Source organism: Streptomyces sp. SCL15-4 (genome assembly GCF_033366695.1).
Classification (GTDB): domain Bacteria; phylum Actinomycetota; class Actinomycetes; order Streptomycetales; family Streptomycetaceae; genus Streptomyces.
In genome coordinates this window covers 2,715,900-2,739,264 of the sequence record NZ_JAOBTQ010000001.1, presented here as the reverse complement: position 1 = coordinate 2,739,264, position 23,365 = coordinate 2,715,900, and the positions used below count along the sequence as shown (strand labels likewise).

Sequence of the window (23,365 nt, the reverse complement as noted above, 5' to 3'; positions counted from 1 at the left end):
CGCCAGCACGCCGGGTCGGTGGGCGTCCGGCGGCCGTCATCGGACCAGCCGGTGGCACCACACGGGCTCTTTCGGGTTCCCCGGGCGGCGGCCGGGCCTCACCGGCCTGTCGGCCTATCCACCCGGTGGTTAGTTTTGGAACACCCGTCCATAACTAACCCCCTCGCCCCCCAGCACCTCCACGGCAGAGCCCCCGTCCCCCGAATCGGCCACACCAAGGCCCATGGGATGCGAGCGGCCCAACAGCCACTGCCGAACACCGGAGCCCACACCCACGGCGGGCCCCGAACCCACCTCACGCCTGCTTGATCGCCGAGATGTCGAACGTCAGCTTCACCTTGTCGGAGACCAGCACCCCGCCCGTCTCCAGCGCCGCGTTCCATGTCAGTCCCCACTCCGACCGCAGGATCTCCGCCTTGCCGGTGAAGCCCACACGCTCGTTGCCGAACGGGTCCTTGGCGGAGCCGTTGAACTCCAGGTCGATGGTCAGCGGCTTGGTGACACCGAGCAGGGACAGCTCACCGGTGACGCGGTAGTCCTCGCCGCCCAGCGCCTGAGCCCCGGTGGAGCGGAACGTCATCATCGGAAACTCGTCCGTCTTGAAGAAGTCCGCCGACTTCAGGTGCGTGTCCCGGTCCGCGTTGCCCGTGTCGATGCTCTCCACCCGGACATCCAGCACGGCGGTGGACTTCGCGGGATCGGCCCCGTCCAGATGCAGCGTGCCGGTGAAGTCGCCGAACCCGCCCTTGACGTTCGTGACCATGGCGTGCCGGGCGACGAACCCGATCGTGCTGTGCGCCGGGTCGATGGCGTAGTCGCCGGTCAGCGCGGTCAGGTCGGGACCGGTGGAGGCCGGCGCGGCGGTGACGGTCTGGGTGGTGTTCCTGCGGCCGAAGATGCCCATGACGTGCTCCTGGTTGAACGTTGAACTAAGTTCCGGCTCCGACCATAACCCCAATCTGTTCAACGTTCAACTACAACCTCGCCGTGTCGCCACACTCGCGCACAGTCACCCCTTCACCCCTCTGGTGCACCCCCCACTCCCTCGGGCACCATCTGCCTGCACCCCCTGCACAGCGCGCCCCAGGACAACCCGGCCCACCGCAGGAAGGCACCCCATGAAAACCCGCTCGCTGCTCACCGCCCTCGCCCTCGTCGTCGCCCCGGGCGTCGCCGTCGTCGGCACCGCCACCGACGCCTTCGCCGTCACGAAGATCAGCCACGCCACCGCCACCTCGATGTTCCGCCAGGTCGGCATCACCTGGTCGTCCTCCGGCAACTGCTCGGACCGGAACAACCCCACCTGTACGTCCTTCGAGCAGCTCAACCTCGCCACCGCCCAGGGCGCCCAGACCCTCAAGGGAGCCAGTGGCTGCGCGCTCAACATCACCGGCGGCACCGAGACCGGCCACGCCTCCGGCACCTACTCCCACTGGAACGGCTACAAGCTCGACTACGGCAAGAACACGTGCGTGACGTCGTACGTCAAGAACACCTTCACGTACATCGGCCTGCGCGGCGACGGCGCTCCGCAGTACAAGTCCGGCTCCGGGAACATCTACGCCGACGAGGGCAGCCACTGGGACGTCCTCTACTACAACTGCGGCGGCTGCTGAGCGGCGGGCGAGGGCGGTGACCGGGCCCCTCGGCATGACCCGACGCGCACTGCTGCTGGCCGCCGCCCTCGCCGCCACCCCCGGGTGGGGCGCACGGGCGGCCGGCACCGACCCGTACGAGACGCTGCGCCAACGCTGGCTCGGCATCACACTCGGCACCGGATACGACCCGGCTGCCGAACCGTACGCCTCCCGCCTCGCCGAACTCGGCCGGAAGGCAGGGGAGTTCCAGGCCGCCATGCTCCCCGGCCCCGCCTCCCTCTGGCCCGGCCACCCCTTCGACCCGCCCTCCGGCATCACCTTCAGCTACGGCCGCCTGTGGACCATGACCCAGGCGTACGTCCAGACCGGCACCGGCACCACCGGCGACCCGGTCCTGCTCACCGACGTGCTGCGCGGCCTCGACCACCTGTCCGCCACCGTCTACCACCCGGCCACCACCCGCTACGGCAACTGGTGGGAGTGGCAGATCGGCAGCCCCCGCCTGCTGATGGACATCACCGCCGCGCTGTACGCGCAGGCGGGCCCGGACCGGGTCGCGGCGGCCTGCGCGGCCGTCGACCACTTCCTGCCGGACACGATGCTCACCGACTACTCCGGCACCTCCACCGGCGCCAACCGCGTCGACCTGTGCCGCTCGGTCGCCCTGCGCGGCATCCTCGGCCGCAACCCGCAGAAGATCGCCCTCGCCCGCGACGCCCTCTCGCCCGTCTTCCCGTACGTCACCCAGGGCGACGGCCTCTACGCCGACGGCTCCTTCGTCCAGCACACCTGGGTCGCCTACTCCGGCACGTACGGCCAGGTCCTGCTCGACGGCCTCGGGCGGCTGTTCGCGCTGCTCGCCGGCTCGCAGTGGGAGATCACCGACCCGGCCCGGCAGAACGTCCTCGACAGCGTCGAGCACGCCTACGCGCCGCTGATCCACGACGGACTGGTCATGGACTGCGTCAACGGCCGTGCCATCAGCCGGGGTCTGCCGCGCTCCGACGACCAGGGCGTGATGCGCGGCGACCACTACCACGGGCAGGCCCTGATCGCCGCCATCGCCCTCCTCGCCGGCGGCGCGAGCGAGCCGGAGCGCGAGCGGTGGTACGGCCGCATCAAGGGATGGATCGAACGGGACGCCGTGACGCCGATGCTGACGTCCCGTCAGTTCGGCGTCGCCGATCTCGCGCGGCTGCACGCCGTCGCCGCCTCGCCCGTGCCCGCCGCCCCCGAACCCCTCGGCCACCGGCTCTTTCCCGCCATGGACCGCGCCGTCCACCGCACCTCCCGCTTCACCGCCGCCCTCGCCATGTCCAGCGACCGCATCGCCCACTACGAATGCGGCAACGGCGAGAACCCGCGCGGCTGGCACACCGGCTCCGGCATGCTCTCGTGGTGGCCGCGAGGGAGCGGCGACCAGTACACCGACTGGTACTGGCCCACCGTCGACTGGTACCGGCTGCCCGGCACCACCGTCTCCACCCGGCGGCTCGCCGACCGGGCCGGCGGCGAATGGGGCGCCGCCAGACCGGACGTCCGCTGGGTCGGCGGCACCACCGACGGCACCTACGCGGCCGTCGGCCAGCACCTCCGGGGCCTCGGCTCCACCCTCCGCGCCCACAAGTCCTGGTTCTTCCTCGACGACGCGGTGGTCTGCCTCGGCGCCGGGATCTCCTGCGCCGACGGCGTCCCGGTCGAGACGGTCGTGGACAACCGCAACCTGGGGGAGAACGGCGCCCGGCGCCTCGTACGCGGCCGGGACTGGGCGCACCTGGAGGGCCACGGCGGCTGGCTCCTGCCGCACGGCGGCGCACTGCGCACCCTGCGCGAGGACCGCACCGGCGCCTGGTCCGACATCAACACCACCAGCAGCCCCGAGCGGCGCACCCGGCGCTGGCAGACCCTCTGGCTCGACCACGGCACCGACCCGGCCGACGCCCGCTACGCCTACGTCCTGCTGCCAGGCGCCACCCGCGCCGAGACCGCCGCCCGGGCGGCCGACCGGCACTGGCTGACCGTCCTCGCCAACGACACCACCGCCCAGGCCGTCGCCGTCCCCGGGCCGGGGCTGACGGCGTGCACCTTCTGGACGGCCGGTACGGTGGGGGAGCTGAGCGTCTCGGCCGGCGCGAGCGTGCTCGTCGTCCGCCGCGGCCGTACGGCCGCGCTCCGGATCAGCGAGCCGCTCCGCACCGGAGCCCCGCTGGAGCTGGTCTGGGAGCACCCGGTGCGCGCGGTCGTCCGGGCCGGCGACGGCGTCGAGGTGCTGTCGGCGGACCGCCGTCTGAGGCTGCGTGTCACTCCGGGGATGGCATGTGCCACCCGTGAATGTGAGGTGACTCTCAGCTGATCGGTTTGTGGTCTCCCTACAACGAGATGCCCTCCTGAGCAGTCGGAACGGCTGCATTCCGCGCTGGTTCTGTTCACTCGTACCAGGAAAACGGGCCGGAGACTGTACAGAGTCGACGGCTCGCTTTTCTTGGTGTCCTTCGTAAGGTCGCTACATGACCGTTTTGGAAGAGACGACGGGTGAGCCGACCGGCGAGCCGACGGACGCGCGCGGACGGGTCGCCGAGCTGCACGACATCCGTGCGCGGGCCGTGGCGGGTCCGAGCGAGAAGGCGACCGAGGCGCAGCACGCCAAGGGCAAGCTGACGGCGCGGGAGCGGATCGAGCTGCTCCTCGACCCCGGCTCCTTCCAGGAGGTCGAGCAGTTGCGCCGGCACCGGGCGACCGGTTTCGGCCTGGAGGCGAAGAAGCCGTACACCGACGGTGTCATCACCGGCTGGGGCACGGTGGAGGGCCGCACGGTCTTCGTCTACGCCCACGACTTCCGGATCTTCGGCGGCGCGCTGGGCGAGGCCCACGCCACCAAGATCCACAAGATCATGGACATGGCCATCGCGGCCGGCGCCCCGCTGGTCTCCCTGAACGACGGCGCCGGCGCCCGTATCCAGGAGGGTGTCTCCGCGCTCGCCGGTTACGGCGGCATCTTCCAGCGCAACACCAAGGCCAGCGGTGTCATCCCGCAGATCTCGGTGATGCTCGGCCCGTGCGCGGGCGGCGCCGCGTACTCACCGGCCCTCACGGACTTCGTCTTCATGGTCCGCGAGACCTCGCAGATGTTCATCACCGGCCCGGACGTGGTCAAGGCGGTGACCGGCGAGGAGATCTCCCAGAACGGCCTGGGCGGCGCCGACGTCCACGCCGAGACCTCCGGCGTCTGCCACTTCGCGTACGACGACGAGGAGACGTGCATCGCCGAGGTGCGCTACCTCCTCTCGCTGCTCCCGCAGAACAACCGCGAGAACCCGCCGCGCGTGGAGTGCACCGACCCCGTCGACCGCCGCAGCGACGTCCTGCTCGACCTGGTCCCGGCCGACGGCAACCGGCCCTACGACATGGCCAAGGTCATCGAGGAGATCGTCGACGACGGCGAGTACCTGGAGGTCCACGAGCGCTGGGCGCGCAACATCATCTGCGCTCTCGCCCGCCTCGACGGCCAGGTCGTCGGCATCATCGCCAACCAGCCCCAGGTCCTCGCCGGCGTCCTGGACATCGAGGCGAGTGAAAAAGCTGCGCGTTTCGTCCAGATGTGTGACGCTTTCAATATCCCGATCGTCACCCTCCTCGACGTCCCCGGGTTCCTTCCCGGCGTCGACCAGGAGCACGGCGGAATCATCCGCCACGGCGCGAAGCTGCTGTACGCCTACTGCAACGCCACCGTGCCGAGGATCTCGCTCATCCTGCGCAAGGCGTACGGAGGTGCCTACATCGTCATGGACTCCCAGTCGATCGGCGCCGACCTCACCTACGCGTGGCCGACGAACGAGATCGCCGTGATGGGCGCGGAAGGCGCGGCCAACGTCATCTTCCGCCGGCAGATCGCCTCCGCCCAGGACCCCGAGGCCATGCGGCAGAAGATGGTCAAGGAGTACAAGGCCGAGCTGATGCACCCGTACTACGCGGCCGAACGGGGCCTGGTCGACGACGTCATCGACCCCACCGAGACCCGCGAGGTGCTGGCCAAGTCGCTGGCGATGCTGCACACCAAGCACGCCGACCTGCCCTCCCGCAAGCACGGCAACCCGCCCCAGTGACCTCACGGAGACCGACACTCATGAGCACTCCCGACATCCGCGTCGAAAAGGGCCACGCCGAGCCCGAGGAAGTCGCCGCCCTCACGGCCCTCCTCCTGGCCCGAGCCGCCGCCCAGCCCGCCCCGGCCCCGACCCACCGCCTGCGCGCCCGAGCGGCCTGGCGCCGCCTGGAGCGCGAGCCCGGCTTCCGCGCCCCGCACAGCTGGCACTGAGCCCCGCATCGCTTCCACTTCGGCCCCGCCGCTCCTCCGGGAGGGCGGGGCCGAGGTGTGTCCGGGCGCTCACCCGTCCTGCCGGCCCTCGTCCCGCTTTCGCAGCCACGGGTCCAGGGGCAGCGACAGGGTGGCCACGCAGACCGCCGGCCACAGGGAGGTCAGGCGCAGGCCCGGCGTCCACAGCGGCAGCAGGACGGCGGTGAGGAACGTGGTCAGCCAGCCGAGGACCAGCGGGCTGCGCAGCCGGGCCCGCAGCGGGAACAGCAGGGCCGAGGACACCAGCGCGCTCGGCACCAGCAGCAACGCCGCCCACAGCAGCGCGCTCCAGCCGTCGACCTCGATCACATTCATCCCCGTACCCGCCCGCACGCGCTCACGACGAAGGCTCCTGTCGCCCAGGAAGAGCGACAGGAGCCTTCATCGGTTGCCCGGTGCGGCCCGGTTACCGCAGTCGTGCCATGAGGGCGTGTTCGACGAGGGTGATGAGGGCGCTCTTGGCGTCGGCGCGGTGGCGGGCGTCGGTGGTGATGATGGGGGTGTCGGGGCCGATCTGGAGTGCTTCGCGGACTTCGTCGGGGCTGTAGGGCTGTTGTCCGTCGAAGCCGTTGAGGGCGATGACGAAGGGCAGGCCGGAGTTCTCGAAGTAGTCGACGGCGGGGAAGCAGTCGGCGAGGCGGCGGGTGTCGACGAGGACGATGGCGCCGATGGCGCCGCGGACCAGGTCGTCCCACATGAACCAGAAGCGGTCCTGTCCGGGGGTGCCGAACAGGTAGAGGATGAGGTCCTGGTCCAGGGTGATGCGGCCGAAGTCCATGGCCACCGTGGTGGTGGTCTTGTCTCCGGTGTGGGTGAGGTCGTCGATGCCGGCCGACGCGGACGTCATGACGGCCTCTGTGCGCAGCGGGTTGATCTCCGAGACGGCGCCGACGAACGTGGTCTTGCCCACGCCGAAGCCGCCCGCCACCACGATCTTCGCGGAGGTGGTGGAGCGGGAAGGACCGCCGCTAGAGCTTGCGAAGTCCACTGAGCACCCTTTCGAGCAGTGTCACGTCTGGCTGGCCACCGGCGTTCTCGTCGCCGCCGGGCTGATGGATGGCGACCAGGCCCGCCTCCGCCAAGTCGGCGACGAGGATCCTGGCCACGCCGAGGGGGATCGTCAGCAGGGCCGAGACCTCGGCCACCGACTTGATCTCCCGGCACAGGTTGCAGATCCGCTGATGCTCGGGCAACTGTCCCTGCATCTGGTGCGGAGCGGCGGTGGTGTGCACCAGTGCCTCGATGGCGAGCTGGTAGCGCGGGCGGGTCCGGCCGCCGGTCATGGCGTACGGACGCACCAGGGGGTTGTTCGACGCCGAGGCCGGGGCCGGCTCCGGGCGGCGCTGCGGCTGGACCGGCTGGATGCGCGGCGCCTGCGGCTGGTCGTACGGCGGCTGGTTGTACGGGCCCGGACCCTGCGGGGCGTAGGGCCGGCGGTGGCTGGGAGCGGAGGGGAAGTCGTACGGGTTCGCCGAGCCGTCGTTCTGGCCCTGGGCTGGTCCGTACGACCAATTGCCCGAAGACGAACCGCCTGGGGGTGTTGCCACTTTCTCCTCCTCCGAACCGCGCCGGGCACCCATCCCTGTGGAAGCCGCGTCCCGAAACCTTACGACCCCGGGACACGTATACGCATCGTCCGATTACTAGTTGAGAAGGCTTCCCTGGAGCTCCGCGCGGAGATCCGGGGTGAGAACCGTGCCCGCGCGGTCCACCAGAAGGGCCATCTCGTACCCGATGAGTCCGATGTCCGCCTCCGGGTGGGCCAGCACCGCGAGGGACGAGCCGTCGGAGATGGACATGATGAAGAGGAATCCTCGCTCCATCTCCACAACCGTCTGGTTCACGCTGCCGCCCTCGAAGATGCGCGAGGCACCGGCGGTCAGCGAGGTCAGACCGGAGGCGACGGCCGCGAGCTGGTCGGCGCGGTCGCGGGGAAAGCCTTCGGACATCGCCAGAAGGAGTCCGTCGGCGGAGACCACCACCGTGTGGGACACCCCCGGGGTGTTGTCCACGAAGTTGGTGATCAACCAGTTCAGGTTCTGTGCCGCCTGGCTCATCGGGCTCACACTAACGCTCCTGGTTGTAGGTGCTGTCAGGACCGAAGCCCTGGCCGTTCGTATCACTGCCTGCGCTGCGCCCGCGCTGGACGCCCCGACGCAGGTTGCTCAGCCTGCCCCGGACGTCCTCCGGGGCGCGGGAGACCTGGGGGCCTCCCTGGGGGGTGGATTCGGCGGAACCCTCGACCAGGTTGGCCTTGGGCACCCGCCGCGGCAGACCGGACGCGGTGACCCCGCCTGCCTTGGGCTTCTTGAGCTGCGCGGCCTGCTGCCACCGCTCGTCGTTCGCCGACCGCCAGTCGCCGTCGCCGCCCGTGCCCTGCGCGCTCCCCGGTGCCGGGGACGCCGCATCCTGCCGCACGCGCGCCGTGCCGTTCGCATTCGCGTTCGCGGAGCCGGCGCCGTGGGAACCGCTCGCGGCGGAGCCACGGCGGGGCAGCCCGGCATCGGTCAGCGCGTGCGCGGCGGGAGAGGCCGTACCCGGACGGTCGAAGCCTACGCCGTTGTGCTCGCTCGCGTCAGCGGCCTGCGCGGATTCCGCTTCCGGAGCGTACTGGGCCGGATAGCCGTTCCGGTAACCGTCCTGCTGCGGCCAGTCGTCCTGGTAGGACGGCTGCTGAGCGGGCTCCGCATACGGCGCCTCGGGCTCGGCGTAACCGCCGCCGGCCAGGAAGCCCTCGTGCTGCGGCACCTCGCCCGTCGGCGCGTAGTACTGCTCGTCGTACGGCTGCTCGTACGGCCGCTCGTACGACCCGGTGTGCTGTTCCTCGTACGTCCCGGTGTGCTGCTCTTCGTACGCAGGCGCCTCGTACGCCTGCTGCTCCTGGTACGCCTGCTGTTCCTGGTACGCCTGCTGCGGCTGTTCCTGGTACGCCTGCTGCCGGCCGGTGAACGGGTCCTGGTAGGCGGCCTCGGCCGTCTCGTGCTGCGGCTCGGCGTGCTGCTGTCCGTGCGCCTGGGCCTCCAGGGCGGCGCGGCGCTCCTCGCGCAGCCGGGTGCGGCCGACGGGGTCCAGCTCGCGGACGCCGTCCGGGCCCTCGGTGTACCGGCTGTCGTCGAAGCCCAGCTCGGCGGCGGTGCGCGCGGGCTGCTGCTGACCGCCGGGGGCCCCACCCTGGAACTGCTGTTCCGGGATGATCTGCGAGACGGTGAACTCCTCGCGCTCCAGCGGGACTTCGCCGCCACCGCCGTGCGTGATCGCGTCCGGCAGCATGACCAGCGACGTGGTGCCGGCCTGCTCGCCCGAGGGACGCAGCTGGACCCGGATGCCGTGCCGGTCGGACAGCCGGCCGACCACGAACAGGCCCATGCGCTGGGAGATCGCGGCGTCCACGGTCGGCGGGTTGGCCAGCTTGTGGTTGATGTCCGCGAAGTCCTCGGCGGTCAGACCGATGCCCTTGTCATGGATCTCGATCATGACGCGGCCGTCGGGCAGCCGGGTCGCGGTGACGCGCACCTTGGTCTGCGGGGAGGAGAACGTGGTGGCGTTCTCCAGCAGCTCGGCCAGCAGGTGCACCAGGTCGGTGACCGCGCGGCCGTGGATCTCGGCCTCCGGCACACCGGACAGCTCGATGCGCTCGTACTGCTCCACCTCGGAGGAGGCGGCGCGCAACACGTCGACCAGCGGCACCGGCTGGTCCCAGCGGCGGCCGGGCTCCTCGCCGGCGAGCACGAGGAGGTTCTCGCCGTTGCGGCGCATACGGGTGGCCAGGTGGTCCAGCTTGAACAGGTTCTCCAGCTGGTCCGGGTCCGCCTCGTTGTTCTCCAGGTCGGTGATCAGGGTCAGCTGGCCCTCGATCAGCGACTGGTTGCGGCGCGAGAGGTTCGTGAAGATCGCGTTGATGTTGCCCCGCAGCAGCGCCTGCTCGGAGGCGAGCCGGACCGCCTCGCGGTGCACCTGGTCGAAGGCGCGCGCGACCTCGCCGATCTCGTCCTTGCTGGTGATCGGGATCGGCTCGACCCGGGTGTCGACCCGGCCGGGGTCGGTGCGGGAGAGCTGGTCGACCAGCATCGGCAGCCGCTGCTCGGCGATGCCGAAGGCGGCGTTGCGCAGCCGGCGCATCGCGCGGCTCATCTGCCGGGCCACCAGACCGGCCAGGATGAACGCGGCCAGCAGACCGATGACCACCACGGCACCGGTGATCAGGGCGGAGGTCTTGGCGTCGTCGGCGATGCCGGACGCCTCGCTCACCGCCTTGTCGGCCATGTCCGCCTCGATCTGGCGGTACGCCTTGTACTTCAGCGTGTTGACCGCGAACCAGTTGTCGGCGGTGATGCCCTTGGCGGCCAGCCCGGCACGGGTCAGCGAGCCGGTGTCCTTCATGGTGGCCAGCGCCGTGACCATGTCGGCCGGGTCGGACGGCGGGGCGACGTAGTCCGGGTTCTCGCTCTTGGCCTTGCGGGCCAGCGCGGCGGCGTCCGCCTCGACCTTCGTCGTGGCGTCCTTCAGCTTCTGCGCGTCGGCCTCGGTGCCACCGCCCCGGTACTCCTCCAGCGCGATGCGCTCCAGGTAGGTGTACGAGGACAGGGAGATCTGCTGGGTCGTGAGGTTCGGGGCGTCCGGACCGGGCTTGACCAGCAGGTGCGTACCGATCGACCGCTCCAGCGACAGCGCCGCCTTGGTCAGCGAGATGGCGTAGACGGTACGGCCGTAGGAGGTGATGTTTCCGGTGCCCAGACCGAGTTCGTTGGCGAACTCCATCAGCGGGTGGGCGACCTCGACGTAGCCCTCCTCGGTCTTCACGCCGGTCACCCGGGAGGTGTACGCGGCCTGCCGCAGCCTGGCCAGCTCGGGCTCGGCCTCGTGGAACAGCGACAGCCGGCGCTTGAGACCGGACTTGTCCGGCGCGCTCTTCGCGGCTTCCTCGAACACCGCGGCGGCCTGGTCGGTGGCCTTGCGGGCGTTGTCGACGGTCTGCTTGCTCTCCGCGTCCTTCTTCTTCAGGAGCAGCGGCTCGGCGGTGATGTCGCGCTCGTTCTCCAGCGCGTCGGCGTAGGCGAGGGCGGCGCGCACCAGACGGGCCGTGTTCTCGGCGTCGCGGGCCTCCTGCCAGGTGTCGATCGAGCCCTTCACCTGGAAGCCGCCCATGACGAGGCCGACCAGCGCGGGTATGAGCAGGATCGCGTTCAGCCGGGTCGGCACCCGCCAGTTGCGAGGCGAGAGACGGCCGCCGGACGCCGGAGCCGCTGCCGGCTCCGCACCGGGAACGGGGGTGGGCGCCGCAGCGCGCGGCGGCGGGGTGAAGTTGCCCCGCGCCGACGGCTCGGGACCGTTCTTGCTTCGCCTCACTCGACCAACAACCTCTCGGCGGTCGGCACCTACGTGTGCCGCAGTCTCTCAGAGCCCGGTTCGCCACAGACCACTACGGAGTACGTCTTCGACCATTGGGCAGTTCAGGCATTCCAGCACGTGGACCAGCGCGATTCCAAACAGCGGGACCCTGTGATGGAGCCGTTGTAAACGCCAGATAAAACGGTCATAAAGAGCGAGCCTTGCCAAAAGGCGGGACGTTTGTGCGCGCAGCGGCACCGTTCGACCGCGTGGCGTGGTGATACCCGGCCATACCTCTGCCGAACTGTTATGAACATCGGAGCCGACCGTGTCAAAGGCCACAGCCGGCTCCCAAACCTTTACGACAACTGCCGTATTGCCCGTCGCACTTGGGTGCTACTTCAAGCGTGCCATGAGGGCGTGTTCGACGAGGGTGATGAGGGCGCTCTTGGCGTCGGCGCGGTGGCGGGCGTCGGTGGTGATGATGGGGGTGTCGGGGCCGATCTGGAGTGCTTCGCGGACTTCGTCGGGGCTGTAGGGCTGTTGTCCGTCGAAGCCGTTGAGGGCGATGACGAAGGGCAGGCCGGAGTTCTCGAAGTAGTCGACGGCGGGGAAGCAGTCGGCGAGGCGGCGGGTGTCGACGAGGACGATGGCGCCGATGGCGCCGCGGACCAGGTCGTCCCACATGAACCAGAAGCGGTCCTGTCCGGGGGTGCCGAACAGGTAGAGGATGAGGTCCTGGTCCAGGGTGATGCGGCCGAAGTCCATGGCCACCGTGGTGGTGGTCTTGTCTCCGGTGTGGGTGAGGTCGTCGATGCCGGCCGACGCGGACGTCATGACGGCCTCTGTGCGCAGCGGGTTGATCTCCGAGACGGCGCCGACGAACGTGGTCTTGCCCACGCCGAAGCCGCCCGCCACCACGATCTTCGCGGAGGTGGTGGCCCGACCCGTGTCAGAGCTTGCGAAGTCCACTGAGCACCCTTTCGAGCAGCGTCACGTCAGGAGCGCCGCCGTTGTTCTCGTCGCCACCGGCTGGTGGATGGCGACCAGGCCGGCCTCGGCGAGGTCGGCCACCAGGATCCTGGCCACGCCGAGCGGCATGTTCAGCAGCGCCGAGACCTCCGCGACCGACTTGACCTCACGGCACAGATGGCAGATGCGCTGGTGCTCCGGGAGCAGCCCCATGAGCGCTGCCGGGTCGGCCGTGGTGCTGATCAGCGCCTCGATGGCGAGCTGGTAGCGGGGCCTGGTCCGGCCGCCGGTCATGGCGTAGGGCCTCACCAGCGGCTGATCGCCCTCGTCCCCGTACGGCTCCGCGTACGGATCATGATGGGCGGTGGGCGGGGTCATGAATCCTCCGGGCGGGACAGCAAGTTGGTCAGTCAAGCCGTCTGACGGGGCCGGTGGGGGGATTGTGGCGGCCGGACGGTGTTTTTGTGAGGTGGGTGGTGCCGGGGCCGGTCAGTGGAGCAGACTGCCCTGGAGTTCGGCGCGCAGGTCCGGGGTGAGTACCGCACCCGCGCGGTCGACGAGCAGTGCCATCTCGTAGCCGACGAGGCCGATGTCCGCGTCCGGGTGGGCCAGGACCGCGAGGGACGACCCGTCCGAGATGGACATCAGGAAGAGGAACCCGCGCTCCATCTCGACGACCGTCTGTGCCACGGTGCCGCCCTCGAAGATCCGGGACGCCCCGGCCGTCAGCGAGGTCAGCCCGGAGGCGACGGCCGCCAGCTGGTCGGCGCGGTCTCTCGGGAAGCCTTCGGACATCGCCAGCAGAAGGCCGTCGGCGGAGACCACCACTGTGTGGGACACCCCAGGGGTGTTGTCCACGAAGTTGGTGATCAACCAGTTCAGGTTCTGTGCCGCCTGGCTCATCGGACTCAACTAACGCTCCTGCTGGTGAGTGGGGCTCGGGAAGCTGCCGGTCTGGCCGCTGCCGGCCTGACGGCCCTGAGCGATACCCCGACGAAGATTGGTCAGCCGTCCGCGTACGTCATCGGGCGCACGCGAGACCTGCGGACCGCTTTGGTGCTGTTGCTGCTGGGCGGTGCCGGGCACGAGGTTGGCCCGGGGTACACGGCGCGGCAGGCCGGAGGTGGTGACCCCGCCCGCGGCGGGCTGCCGCACGCGCTCGGCCTGCCGGACGAGTTCGTCGTTCGGCGAGGTCCGCCAGGAGCCGGTGTTCGACCCGGACCGCTGCGGAGCGGGCGCGGGCGCCTGCTGCTGCGCGGCCGCGGCCGCGTTCTCCTGGTCCTGCTGCTGCTGGAACCAGTTGGTCTCCAGCGTGTCGAACAGCGGCGTACGGCCGTCACCCGGGCCGCTGGCCGGCGGCAGAGCCTCCGGCTCCTGGCGGGCCGGCCGCTGCTGCTGCGGGGCCGGCGGGCGCGGGGCGCCGAAGTCGTCACGGCCGGCCGGCTGCGGGCGCTCGAACTGCCCGGTCCGGTCGGCGCTCGGCAGCGCGTGCTGCCCGGTGGAGCCGCCGTCGTACCCGCCGTCGTACGCCTGCGGGGCCTGCGGCGCCGGGAACTGGCCCGTGTGCTGCGTGCCGTGGTCCGGCCGGCCGGCGCCGGGAGCGCCGAACACGTCGGAGCGGGCGAACGAACCGGTGTCCTGCCGGCCGCCGGGACCGTCGAAGGGTCCCGCCTGCCACTCGGCGTCCGGCTGCGGGTACTGGCCCGTGGTCCGGAGGTCGTCCGGGCGGGCGAACTGTCCCGTGTTCCGGCCGTCGTCGGGCTGCGGGTACTGGCCCGTGGTCTGCGCGTTGTCGGGCTGCGGGTACTGGCCCGTGGTCTGCGCGTTGTCGAGTTGCGGGTACTGGCCCGTGTTCCGGCCGTCGTCCGGCTGCGGGTACTGGCCCGTGGTCCGGAGGTCGTCCGGGCGGGCGAACTGGCCGGTCTGCCGGGTCGTGTCGGGCTGCGCGTACTGGCCGGTCCGCTGGGCCGGGCCGGGCAGCTCGGCGCGCGGGAACCCGTCCGTCGGGGCCGGGCCCTGGGCGTCGATGCGGGGCATCTCCGCGGTGGAGCCCGGACCCTGCCGGTCGTCCACGCGCGGCAGGTGCGAGGTCTGTGCCGGGTCCTGCTCGTCGTGGCCGCGCGGGGTGTCCAGCGAGGCACGGGACAGCGGGGCCTGGGCGTCGGCCCAGCCCGGGGTGCGGGACTGCGGCTCGCCGCCGGGCAGTTCGGCCCGCGGACCGCCGCGCGGCGGCAGCTGGGGCCGGCGTCCCTGGTCCGCCGGACCGCCGGAGCGCTTGCGGCCGCGGCCGCCGCTACCGCTGCCGCTGCCGAACAGGTCCTGCTGAGGGCCGTTCGGGTGCGCGGCCTGGAGGCCCTGCGGCGCACCGGGCGCCTGGCCGCCGAAGCCGCCCGCGCCGGAACCGGCCGGCATCCGGCCGCCCTGCTGCGGCGCGGCACCGGGACCGCCCTGCGGACCGCGTGCCCCGCCCGGCGCACCGGGACGGCCGCCCTGGCCGGTGCCGGGCAGCGAGGCCCGCGGGCCCTGGCCGGAGCCGACCTGGCCGCGCGGGCCCGGACCGCCGCCGAGCAGCCCCGCCGGCCGGACCACCGCCGTTGTTGCCGGTCTGCCGCCTGGCCGCTGCCGCACCGGCGGCGGCCTGCGCGGCCGCGGGACCACCGGTGGACATGGGCGCCCCGGGCTTGCCCGGCGTCGGCTTCTTGTCGCCCTGGGCGACGTCCACCGGCAGCATGACCAGCGCGGTCGTACCACCGGAGTCGGACGGGCGCAGCTGGATGCGGATGCCGTGACGCTGGGAGAGCCGGCCGACCACGAACAGACCCATGCGGCGGGACACCGACACGTCCACGGTGGGCGGCGAGGCGAGCCGCTCGTTGATCGCGGCGAGGTCCTCCGGGGACAGGCCGATACCGGTGTCGTGGATCTCGATCAGGACGCGGCCGTCGGGCAGCGCGTGACCGGTGACCTTGACCTTGGTCTGCGGCGAGGAGAACGAGGTCGCGTTCTCCAGCAGCTCGGCGAGCAGGTGCACGAGGTCGTTGACGACCCGGCCGGCGACCTGGGTGGTGGGCACCGCGGCCAGCTCGATGCGCTCGTACTGCTCCACCTCGGACGCGGCGGCACGCAGCACGTCGACCAGCGGGACGGGACGGGTCCAGCGGCGGCCCGGTTCCTCACCCGCGAGCACGAGGAGGTTCTCGCCGTTACGGCGCATACGGGTGGCGAGGTGGTCCAGCTTGAACAGCGAGGACAGCTGGTCCGGGTCGGCCTCGCGGGACTCCAGCTCGGAGATCAGCGACAGCTGGCGCTGGATCAGACCCTGGGAGCGGCGCGAGAGGTTGGTGAACATCGCGTTGACGTTGCCCCGCAGCAGGGCCTGCTCGGCGGCGAGGCGGACCGCCTCGCGGTGCACGTCGTCGAAGGCCGCGGCCACCTGGCCGATCTCGTCCCGGGAGTGCACACCGACCGATTCCACGGAGGTGTCGACGTCCTGCGGGTCGGACTCGGAGAGCTGCTTGACCAGCTCGGGCAGGCGGTCCTGGGCGACCTTGGTGGCGGTCTCCTGGAGCCGGCGCAGCGAGCGGATCATGGAGCGGGCCACGACGAACGCGCCGACCAGCGAGACACCGAGCACGAGCAGGATCAGCACACCGGAGAAGATGGCCTCCCGCTCGGTGGCGCTCTTCAGCTCGCGGGCCTTCTGCTCCATCTCCTCCAGGAGCGTGTGCTCGATCTTCTTCATCTGCTCGATCTTGGTCGAGCTGTCGTCCACCCAGTCCTTGTAGGACCGCGCCGGCAACTGCTGCAGGCCGTCGGGGGACTCGAAGGAGCGCTTGGCGTAGGTGTCGGCGGCCTCGATCGTCGGGTTGCCCTCGTCGATCGGCTTCAGCAGCTCCTCGGCGTCGTGGTCCGCGTAGATCTTCCGGAAGATCGCCAGCTCGGAGTTCTCGCTCTCGTACGCCGACTGGCCGTAGAGGCGGTCGTTCTCGGAGAGGTCGCCCTTGGTGGCGGGGGTCGCCGGGAGCGCGGCGGCGATCATGGCCCGCTGTACGGAGGCGTACTCCTTGGCGGTGGAGAAGGCCGCCAGGGCGCGGGTACGGGAGATCATCTCCGGGTTGCTGGACGCCTCGGCCATGTCCTGGGAGAGGCCGATCAGCTGGGTGATGAGCCGGTGGTAGGACTCGACCGTCTGCGAGGCGTTGCGCTCCGACGCGTACGACTTCTGGCGGATCTTGGCCAGGTCGTCCAGCTGGTTGGCGAGACCGACGAGCGCGTCGCGCACGCCCTGGAGCTTGCCGTCCTTGCTCGCCGCGTCGATCTTCTCGGAGTCGTCGAGGAACTCGTCGCGGGCCCGGTCGGTCTTCTGCTGGTAGGCCTTGATCTGGTAGTCGTTCGCCTTCAGGCCGCCGTGCGCCAGCGGGCCGGCGGACTGGTCGCGCTCCTCCTGGAGCGCCGCGGCCAGCTCGGTGGCCTGCTTGGTCATCTCCGTCAGCAGCTTCATGTTGTCGAGCTGCTGGATGTCGTTCAGGTTCTCGTTGATGCGCAGGGCGCCCAGCGTGGTGGCCGCGACCACGGGGAGCGCGAGCAGCGAGACCAGGCGGGTGGAGATGCGCCAGTTGCGCAGGTGCATCCGGGAACCGGAGCCGACGGAGCCGCCCGGGGCGGGCTTCACCGTCGGCGTGGGGGCGCCGGAGGGAGCCGTCTTCGCGGGGGCCGACAGGGTGGGGGCGCCGGGGCGTCCGGCGCGCTCACCGCCGTCCTTGGCCGGGGCCGGACCCGGGTTCTGGGCGTGCTGGGGCGTCGAACCGCGGTCGGCCCCGCCGTGCGGCTCCGGCTCCGCCGAAGCGCTGCCATCCCTCTTGAAACGTCCCTGCACTAGCGTCGCAACCTCTGGACCAGGCGCCCCTCCGCATGAACGGAGGGACACGGTGTCGGCGTTGTGGGGAGCGCCCTGAAAACGCCCCCCGGGTGGTCTTGAGTGACCGGCGCTGGCTCCCCCTGTCCCGCCGCCGCTCGGCGCTGTGTTGCGCCCCTGCGCGCCGGCTCGATCCCGCGGCGGTCCGTGGAATTCCAGCACAGTGCAGGATCTCCAACAAGGGCAGTGGGCCGAGCTGTGACCTCCGTGACAACGTGTGAGTGACGAACTACCGGTCGTGGACCCGGATTCGGTCGATAACGGTCATAATTCGGCGAGTCGACGGGTGTGGCCTGGTGTCCCAGTCGCCATGATCAGGAGCGGAATGGTGGCTTCAGGTGTCCAATGTCCGTTTCGTTGGGGCCGATTGGCGGTCGGAATTGACCGAATTGCCCGTGAGTTCGTGAGCAAACTCACACACTTCTCAGGGACAGAAGGCGACTTCACCGGGGAATCGGATGTTTAGCCTGACGCTTTACGAGACGGACGACTCTGCCAACCCACTCGACCAGAGGCCACAGGACGACAACGGTGAAGACGACGATGATGTTCCGCAAGATAGCCAACCCGCGACGCACCACCCTGGCGCACCTGAAGGACGCCGGCGAGCTGCACACGCCCGAGCTGCCGGAGCACTCCATCGACCTCCCCGCCCAGACGGCCAACCCCCGGCGCACCGTCCTCATGGAGATCCCGGTGGGCTCGGGGGCCCCGGCGGGCGAGTGACCCACGGCTTCACCGGACGCGGCCGGAGGGATCGGGCGACGATCACTCCGGCCGCGTCCGTGTCCGCCCGGCGGGAAGACGCCGGGCACGAGGTGCGCCGGCTCCGCGCCGAACCCCGGTGACCCGCCTCTGACCTGCGACGACACACCCGGCAGCGGTGAGCGGCCCATAGCTCCGATAACCTGGGGCGTCAATACGCCGGTTCTCAAACGAGGGGCGCGAGCATCCCGTGCGCATCGCCAGGTTCTCCATCGACGGGAACGTAGCCTTCGGCGCGGTCGAGGGCGACAAGCAGGACGAACTCGTCCTCGACATCATCAAGGGCATCCCGTTCGCGGACTACGAACTGTCCGGGACGAAGGTGCCGCTGAGCAAGGTCCGCCTGCTCCCGCCGGTGCTCCCCAACAAGGTCGTGGCCTTCGGCCGCAACTACGCCGAGCACGCGCGCGAGCTGGGCAACGAGGTTCCCGAGGCGCCGTTCGCCTTCTTCAAGCCGTCCACCTCGGTGATCGGCCCCGGCGACGAGATCCGGTACCCGTCGTTCTCCCGGGAGCTGCACCACGAGGCCGAGCTGGCCGTCGTGATCGGCCGCATGTGCCGCGAGGTCCCGCGCGAGCGCGTCAAGGACGTCATCCTCGGCTACACCTGCGCCAACGACGTCACCGCCCGCGACGTGCAGAAGCGCGAGAAGCAGTGGGCCCGGGCCAAGGGCTTCGACAGCTCCTGCCCGCTCGGCCCCTGGGTGGAGACCGGCCTCGACCTCGCCCGCGCGGGCGACCTGACCATCCAGCTCACCGTCAACGGCGAACAGCGCCAGCTGGGCCGCACGAGCGAGATGATCCACTCCATCGAGGACCTGGTCGTCAACATCTCGGAGGCCATGACGCTGCTCCCCGGCGACGTCATCCTCACCGGAACCCCCGCGGGGGTCGGCCCCCTGAACGTCGGCGACGAGGTCGCCGTCACCATCGAAGGCATCGGCACTCTCACCAACAAGGTTGTCAAGCGTGGCTAGCGCACCCTCCCCCAAGCTCTCGGCTCCGCTCGAGCAGGGGGCACCCCCCCGCGTCCGTTTCTGTCCCTCGCCCACCGGTAACCCGCACGTGGGCCTGGTGCGCACCGCCCTGTTCAACTGGGCGTTCGCCCGGCACCACCAGGGCACCCTGGTCTTCCGCATCGAGGACACCGACGCGGCCCGCGACTCCGAGGAGTCCTACAACCAGCTCCTCGACGCGATGCGCTGGCTCGGCTTCGACTGGGACGAGGGCCCCGAGGTCGGCGGCCCGCACGCGCCGTACCGCCAGTCGCAGCGGATGGACCTCTACAAGGACGTCGCCGGCAAGCTCCTCGACGGTGGCTACGCCTACCACTGCTACTGCTCCCAGGAGGAGCTGGACACCCGCCGCGAGGCCGCCCGCGCCGCCGGCCGGCCCTCCGGCTACGACGGCCACTGCCGCGAGCTGACCGCCGAGCAGGTCGAGCAGTACAAGGCGCAGGGCCGTGAGCCCATCGTCCGGTTCCGGATGCCGGACGAGACGATCACGTTCACCGACCTGGTCCGCGGCGAGCTGACCTTCACCCCGGAGAACGTGCCCGACTACGGCATCGTCCGCGCGAACGGCGCCCCGCTGTACACGCTGGTCAACCCGGTCGACGACGCCCTGATGGAGATCACCCACGTCCTGCGCGGCGAGGACCTGCTCTCCTCCACCCCGCGCCAGATCGCGCTGTACAAGGCGCTGATCGAGCTGGGCGTCGCCCAGCGCGTCCCGGAGTTCGGCCACCTGCCCTACGTCATGGGCGAGGGCAACAAGAAGCTGTCCAAGCGCGACCCGCAGTCCTCGCTGAACCTCTACCGCGAGCAGGGCTTCCTGCCCGAGGGACTGCTCAACTACCTGTCGCTGCTGGGCTGGTCGCTCTCCGCCGACAAGGACATCTTCACGATCGAGGAGATGGTCCAGGCCTTCGACATCTCCGACGTCAACCCCAACCCGGCGCGCTTCGACCTGAAGAAGTGCGAGGCGATCAACGGCGACCACATCCGCATGCTGACGGCGGCGGAGTTCACCGAGCGCTGCCGGCCGTGGCTGGGAGCCCCGTTCGCGCCCTGGGCGCCGGAGGACTTCGACGAGGCCAAGTGGCAGGCGATCGCCCCGCATGCCCAGACCCGCCTGAAGGTCCTGTCGGAGATCACCGCCAACGTCGACTTCCTCTTCCTGCCGGAGCCGGTCTTCGACGAGGCGAGCTGGACGAAGGCGATGAAGGAGGGCTCCGACGCCCTGCTGCGCACGGCCCGCGAGAAGCTGGAAGCGGCGGACTGGACCTCGGCCGAGTCGCTGAAGGAGGCCGTCCTGGCCGCCGGCGAGGCGCACGGACTCAAGCTCGGCAAGGCCCAGGCGCCGGTCCGCGTGGCCGTCACCGGCCGCACCGTCGGCCTGCCCCTGTTCGAGTCCCTGGAGGTCCTGGGCAAGGACGCGACGCTGGCCAGGATCGACGCGGCCCTGGCCAGGCTCACCGCGTAACCGACGCCGCACACGAGGGGCGGCACCCGGAAACCCCGGGTGCCGCCCCTCGCGCGTGTCACCGCGCGTCGGCTCCCTTGCGCGGGCGGTGACCCGCGCGCGAACGCCTCGTCCTCCGGAACGGCTCGCGGTCCGGCGGTACGGTCGGGACATGACCATCAGAGCCGTCGTCTGGGACGTGGACGACACCCTCTTCGACTACACGACCGCGGACCGGGCGGGCATGCGGGCCCATCTGCTGGCCGAGGGGCTGCTCGCCGCGTACGGCGACGTGGAGCGGGCGCTGGTGCGCTGGCGGGAGATCACCGACGTCCAGTGGGCCCGGTTCTCCGCCGGAGAGGTGGATTTCGTCACACAGCGTCGCGACCGCACCCGCGTCTTCGTGGGCCGGGACCTCACCGACGACGAGGCCGACGCCTGGTTCGGCCGCTATCTGGTCCACTACGAGGCCGCCTGGAGCCTGTTCCCGGACGTCCTGCCCGCCCTGGACGCCCTCGCGGCCGGCCACCGGCACGCGGTGCTCTCCAACTCCAGCATCACGGTCCAGGAGCACAAGCTGCGCACCCTCGGCCTCCTCGACCGCTTCGAATCCGTCCTGTGCGCGGCCGAGCTGGGCGTCTCCAAACCGGAGGCGGGCGCCTTCCTGGCGGCCTGCGAGGCACTGGGCCTGCCACCGCACGAGGTGGCCTACGTCGGGGACCACCCGGAGATCGACGGCCGGGGCGCCGCCGAGGCCGGGCTGCTGTCCGTGTGGATCGACCGCGGGACCGTCCTGGCGCGACCCGCCGGACAGCCCCTCGCGCACCGGATCACGACCCTCGCCGAACTCCCCGCGCTCGTCCGCGCCGATACCCGTTTTGGAGCCCCGTCCACCTTCGGGTAATGTTCTTTCTGCGCCGAGGGGCGCGGGCCGAAAGGCCGAAGCCCCGAGGAGCAAGCTAGAACGAGAACCCCGGCAGGGGCTTGAGTTCCAGTGGCCTATGGTGTAATTGGCAGCACGACTGATTCTGGTTCAGTTAGTCTTGGTTCGAGTCCAGGTAGGCCAGCTCGCAGAGCTCATCTGCAAAGCCCCCGTTGTGTAGCGGCCTAGCACGCTGCCCTCTCAAGGCAGTAGCGCCGGTTCGAATCCGGTCGGGGGTACTGATCTCGATCTTGTCGGGATCGCTAGGGCCCCCGTTGTGTAGCGGCCTAGCACGCCGCCCTCTCAAGGCGGTAGCGCCGGTTCGAATCCGGTCGGGGGTACTGACTGGTCTAAACCATCATTGGTCTATGGTGTAATTGGCAGCACGACTGATTCTGGTTCAGTTAGTCTTGGTTCGAGTCCAGGTAGACCAGCTCGGATCTGCGGAAACGTAAGATCCACGCCCCCGTTGTGTAGCGGCCTAGCACGCCGCCCTCTCAAGGCGGTAGCGCCGGTTCGAATCCGGTCGGGGGTACATCCGGGAAAGGCCCTCCACCTCGGTGGAGGGCCTTTGCCGTATCCGGCGGCCCGCCGGCTCAGCCGAAGCCGTACCGCCGCGCCGACTCCTCCTCCTGGGCCAGCCGGTGCAGAGCCCGCAGCAGCGGCTCGTTGACGATCGCCCCCAGGACCGCGAACTCGATCCGCTCCGCCTCCGTCGGCTGCGTCTCCAGGTTGTCCAGGTCCAGCACGGCCGTCCGGTGCATCAACTCGGCGTACGGCGCGAGCCGTTCCGCGCCCCAGTCGTAGCCGAGCCGGCGGAACGCGGCCACCCCCACCACCAGCGAGCGGTACGCGGGGGAGATGGTCGCGAGCAGCTTGGCGTTGAGCCAGCCGAGCCGGTCCAGCAGCGCGGCGACCTCCCGGTGCGCGGCCTGGACGTACTCGTCCTCCTCGTCCGGCTCCGGCACCTGCGGCAGCGCCCACAGGGCCGCGCCCAGGCGGATGGAGCGGCCCAGGGAGTCGTCGTCCACGTGCCCCAGCACCTCGCGGACCGTCGCCACCGGCAGCCGGCCCACCTGGATCATCGCGCGCACCAGCCGCAGCCGGCGCAGGTGCTCCTCGTCGTACTCCGCGGTCGTCGTGTTGACCTGGCGGCCCGGCGGCAACAGGCCCTCGCGCAGGTAGTACTTGATCGTCGCGGTGGACACACCGCTGCGTCTGCTCAGCTCGGCAAGCCGCATCCCTTGCGCTCCTTCTTGGATAGGGGCACTATCCAATCATCGGCCGTTGGATAGCGCCGCTCACCGACAAGGGGGAAGTCATGGTGTCCCGTACCACCGCCGACGCGCGGGGCGAGGTCGTCGTCCTGCTGATCGGCATGCGCGTCAACCGTTTCCGGGCCGTGCGGCTGTGGCTGCCGGTGATGCTCGGCATGCTCCGCATGCTCCGCGAACTGGAGCGGGACCCCGGGCGGGGCCTGCTGGCCAAGGTCCTGCTGACGGCGTCGCCGCGGACGTACTACGTCGTGCAGTACTGGGAGTCGAAGGAGAAGCTGTACGCCTACGCCACGGCGCCGGACGCGTTCCACCACAAGGCGTGGACGCGGCTGAACCGCTTGGAGCGGGCGGGGAGGCTGCGCGGGGAGGTGGGGATCTGGCACGAGACGTACGTCGTGCCGGAGGGGTCGTACGAGGCGGTCTACGGGGACATGCCGGCGTTCGGACTGGCGGCGGCGCACGGTCAGGTTCCGCTGGAGAAGCGGGGCCGCTATGCCAAGGACCGGTTCGCTCATCGGTCGGCCGGAGCGGAGGACGCCTAGGCGCCGCGGGGGCTCGTGCGCGGGGCGGGGGCGGGTCGTGCGGCATCGCCCGCGCGCACGCGGCGAAGCCGCGGACCGCCACGCCCCGCGCCCCTCGGCCCGGCTGCCCGCCGCCCGGGAGACGGCCGGCTCTCACGGGGGGGGGGATCCGCCCGCCCGGAGAAGGAAGCCGGCTTCCTGGAAGGCGGAGAGCCGACCGGGGAGAGGAGGTCGCGCTGCCTTGAGGGGGG

Annotated in this window: 18 protein-coding genes, 5 tRNA genes and 2 pseudogenes; 14 read left to right on the top strand and 11 right to left on the bottom strand. The window is 70.7% G+C overall.

The window, feature by feature from the left end; all coding sequences use genetic code 11:
* Positions 1–295: 295 nt before the first annotated feature.
* Entirely contained in the window at positions 296–904 is a 609-nt protein-coding gene (locus SCK26_RS11585; protein WP_318201212.1) for a YceI family protein, read from the bottom strand.
* 214 nt (positions 905–1,118) lie between these two features.
* On the opposite strand from SCK26_RS11585, the gene SCK26_RS11580 reads away from it, so the two are divergent.
* The 4 genes from SCK26_RS11580 (at position 1,119) to SCK26_RS11565 (ending at position 5,913) form a co-directional block, all read left to right on the top strand.
* Positions 1,119–1,616 (top strand): hypothetical protein, encoded by a 498-nt coding sequence (locus tag SCK26_RS11580; RefSeq protein WP_318201211.1) that lies wholly within the window; start codon positions 1,119–1,121, stop codon positions 1,614–1,616.
* 34 nt (positions 1,617–1,650) lie between these two features.
* A complete protein-coding gene (locus tag SCK26_RS11575; RefSeq protein WP_318201210.1) occupies positions 1,651–3,951 on the top strand; it encodes a polysaccharide lyase 8 family protein in 2,301 nt (766 codons plus the stop codon).
* A gap of 154 nt (positions 3,952–4,105) precedes the next feature.
* Complete coding sequence (locus SCK26_RS11570; protein WP_318201209.1) at positions 4,106–5,701, top strand: acyl-CoA carboxylase subunit beta; 1,596 nt, start codon at positions 4,106–4,108, stop codon at positions 5,699–5,701.
* A 20-nt stretch (positions 5,702–5,721) separates the two neighbouring features.
* The gene (locus SCK26_RS11565) at positions 5,722–5,913 is read left to right on the top strand and encodes an acyl-CoA carboxylase epsilon subunit (RefSeq protein ID WP_318201208.1); all 192 of its coding nucleotides are present in this window, start codon (positions 5,722–5,724) and stop codon (positions 5,911–5,913) included.
* A 69-nt stretch (positions 5,914–5,982) separates the two neighbouring features.
* Here SCK26_RS11565 and SCK26_RS11560 read toward each other — a convergent pair whose 3' ends face one another.
* The 9 genes and pseudogenes from SCK26_RS11560 to SCK26_RS11520 all read right to left on the bottom strand — a co-directional run bounded on the left by SCK26_RS11560 (position 5,983) and on the right by SCK26_RS11520 (position 17,128).
* Complete coding sequence (locus tag SCK26_RS11560) at positions 5,983–6,267, bottom strand: hypothetical protein (RefSeq protein WP_318201207.1); 285 nt, start codon at positions 6,265–6,267, stop codon at positions 5,983–5,985.
* Between the two features lie 91 nt (positions 6,268–6,358).
* Positions 6,359–6,940, bottom strand: coding sequence for a GTP-binding protein (locus SCK26_RS11555; protein WP_093769009.1), 582 nt, complete (start codon positions 6,938–6,940; stop codon positions 6,359–6,361).
* Positions 6,921–7,499, bottom strand: a complete 579-nt coding sequence (locus SCK26_RS11550; protein WP_318201206.1) for a DUF742 domain-containing protein — start codon at positions 7,497–7,499, stop codon at positions 6,921–6,923. Before SCK26_RS11550 ends, SCK26_RS11555 begins: the two co-directional genes overlap by 20 nt.
* A gap of 96 nt (positions 7,500–7,595) precedes the next feature.
* The gene (locus tag SCK26_RS11545) at positions 7,596–8,009 is read right to left on the bottom strand and encodes a roadblock/LC7 domain-containing protein (protein ID WP_004983065.1); all 414 of its coding nucleotides are present in this window, start codon (positions 8,007–8,009) and stop codon (positions 7,596–7,598) included.
* A 10-nt stretch (positions 8,010–8,019) separates the two neighbouring features.
* Positions 8,020–11,298 carry a nitrate- and nitrite sensing domain-containing protein gene (locus SCK26_RS11540; protein ID WP_318201205.1) on the bottom strand — a complete coding sequence of 1,093 codons (3,279 nt, stop codon included), beginning with the start codon at positions 11,296–11,298 and terminating at the stop codon, positions 8,020–8,022.
* A 378-nt stretch (positions 11,299–11,676) separates the two neighbouring features.
* Positions 11,677–12,252: a GTP-binding protein gene (locus SCK26_RS11535; protein ID WP_318201204.1), complete on the bottom strand. Its 576-nt coding sequence runs from the start codon at positions 12,250–12,252 to the stop codon at positions 11,677–11,679.
* Positions 12,233–12,570: pseudogene (locus tag SCK26_RS11530) on the bottom strand (DUF742 domain-containing protein); the annotation flags it as partial. The pseudogene SCK26_RS11530 and the gene SCK26_RS11535, both read right to left, overlap by 20 nt.
* A 171-nt stretch (positions 12,571–12,741) precedes the next feature.
* Entirely contained in the window at positions 12,742–13,155 is a 414-nt protein-coding gene (locus tag SCK26_RS11525) for a roadblock/LC7 domain-containing protein (RefSeq protein WP_030346561.1), read from the bottom strand.
* Between the two features lie 9 nt (positions 13,156–13,164).
* Positions 13,165–17,128: pseudogene (locus tag SCK26_RS11520) on the bottom strand (nitrate- and nitrite sensing domain-containing protein).
* 570 nt (positions 17,129–17,698) lie between these two features.
* Here SCK26_RS11520 and SCK26_RS11515 point away from each other — a divergent pair.
* From SCK26_RS11515 to SCK26_RS11475, 9 genes are all read left to right on the top strand, one after another.
* Positions 17,699–17,893 carry a hypothetical protein gene (locus SCK26_RS11515; RefSeq protein WP_318201203.1) on the top strand — a complete coding sequence of 65 codons (195 nt, stop codon included), beginning with the start codon at positions 17,699–17,701 and terminating at the stop codon, positions 17,891–17,893.
* Between the two features lie 229 nt (positions 17,894–18,122).
* Positions 18,123–18,908: a fumarylacetoacetate hydrolase family protein gene (locus SCK26_RS11510; RefSeq protein ID WP_318201202.1), complete on the top strand. Its 786-nt coding sequence runs from the start codon at positions 18,123–18,125 to the stop codon at positions 18,906–18,908.
* Positions 18,901–20,415 carry a glutamate--tRNA ligase gene (gltX, locus tag SCK26_RS11505; protein WP_318201201.1) on the top strand — a complete coding sequence of 505 codons (1,515 nt, stop codon included), beginning with the start codon at positions 18,901–18,903 and terminating at the stop codon, positions 20,413–20,415. Before SCK26_RS11510 ends, gltX begins: the two co-directional genes overlap by 8 nt.
* 151 nt (positions 20,416–20,566) lie before the next feature.
* Entirely contained in the window at positions 20,567–21,298 is a 732-nt protein-coding gene (locus SCK26_RS11500; protein ID WP_318201200.1) for an HAD family hydrolase, read from the top strand.
* A 91-nt stretch (positions 21,299–21,389) separates the two neighbouring features.
* Positions 21,390–21,461: transfer RNA gene (locus tag SCK26_RS11495), tRNA-Gln, on the top strand.
* A 21-nt stretch (positions 21,462–21,482) separates the two neighbouring features.
* A tRNA-Glu gene (locus SCK26_RS11490) sits at positions 21,483–21,555 on the top strand.
* A 29-nt stretch (positions 21,556–21,584) separates the two neighbouring features.
* Positions 21,585–21,657, top strand: a tRNA-Glu gene (locus tag SCK26_RS11485).
* A gap of 21 nt (positions 21,658–21,678) precedes the next feature.
* Positions 21,679–21,750, top strand: a tRNA-Gln gene (locus SCK26_RS11480).
* Positions 21,751–21,778: 28 nt separating this feature from the next.
* Positions 21,779–21,851: transfer RNA gene (locus tag SCK26_RS11475), tRNA-Glu, on the top strand.
* Positions 21,852–21,912: 61 nt separating this feature from the next.
* Here the strand turns inward: SCK26_RS11475 and SCK26_RS11470 are convergent.
* Positions 21,913–22,557 carry a MerR family transcriptional regulator gene (locus SCK26_RS11470; protein ID WP_318201199.1) on the bottom strand — a complete coding sequence of 215 codons (645 nt, stop codon included), beginning with the start codon at positions 22,555–22,557 and terminating at the stop codon, positions 21,913–21,915.
* A gap of 80 nt (positions 22,558–22,637) precedes the next feature.
* Here SCK26_RS11470 and SCK26_RS11465 point away from each other — a divergent pair, with 80 nt between their 5' ends.
* Positions 22,638–23,135 carry a DUF4188 domain-containing protein gene (locus tag SCK26_RS11465; protein ID WP_318201198.1) on the top strand — a complete coding sequence of 166 codons (498 nt, stop codon included), beginning with the start codon at positions 22,638–22,640 and terminating at the stop codon, positions 23,133–23,135.
* The last annotated feature ends 230 nt before the right edge of the window (positions 23,136–23,365 follow it).

Bases quoted from the DNA above. Each gene is read 5' to 3' on its own strand.
- SCK26_RS11585 (WP_318201212.1), bottom strand. From the start codon at position 904: ATGGGCATCTTCGGCCGCAGGAACACCACCCAGACCGTCACCGCCGCG.
- SCK26_RS11580 (WP_318201211.1), top strand. From the start codon at position 1,119: ATGAAAACCCGCTCGCTGCTCACCGCCCTCGCCCTCGTCGTCGCCCCG.
- SCK26_RS11575 (WP_318201210.1), top strand. From the start codon at position 1,651: ATGACCCGACGCGCACTGCTGCTGGCCGCCGCCCTCGCCGCCACCCCC.
- SCK26_RS11570 (WP_318201209.1), top strand. From the start codon at position 4,106: ATGACCGTTTTGGAAGAGACGACGGGTGAGCCGACCGGCGAGCCGACG.
- SCK26_RS11565 (WP_318201208.1), top strand. From the start codon at position 5,722: ATGAGCACTCCCGACATCCGCGTCGAAAAGGGCCACGCCGAGCCCGAG.
- SCK26_RS11560 (WP_318201207.1), bottom strand. From the start codon at position 6,267: ATGAATGTGATCGAGGTCGACGGCTGGAGCGCGCTGCTGTGGGCGGCG.
- SCK26_RS11545 (WP_004983065.1), bottom strand. From the start codon at position 8,009: ATGAGCCAGGCGGCACAGAACCTGAACTGGTTGATCACCAACTTCGTG.
- SCK26_RS11525 (WP_030346561.1), bottom strand. From the start codon at position 13,155: ATGAGCCAGGCGGCACAGAACCTGAACTGGTTGATCACCAACTTCGTG.
- SCK26_RS11500 (WP_318201200.1), top strand. From the start codon at position 20,567: ATGACCATCAGAGCCGTCGTCTGGGACGTGGACGACACCCTCTTCGAC.
- SCK26_RS11470 (WP_318201199.1), bottom strand. From the start codon at position 22,557: ATGCGGCTTGCCGAGCTGAGCAGACGCAGCGGTGTGTCCACCGCGACG.
- SCK26_RS11465 (WP_318201198.1), top strand. From the start codon at position 22,638: ATGGTGTCCCGTACCACCGCCGACGCGCGGGGCGAGGTCGTCGTCCTG.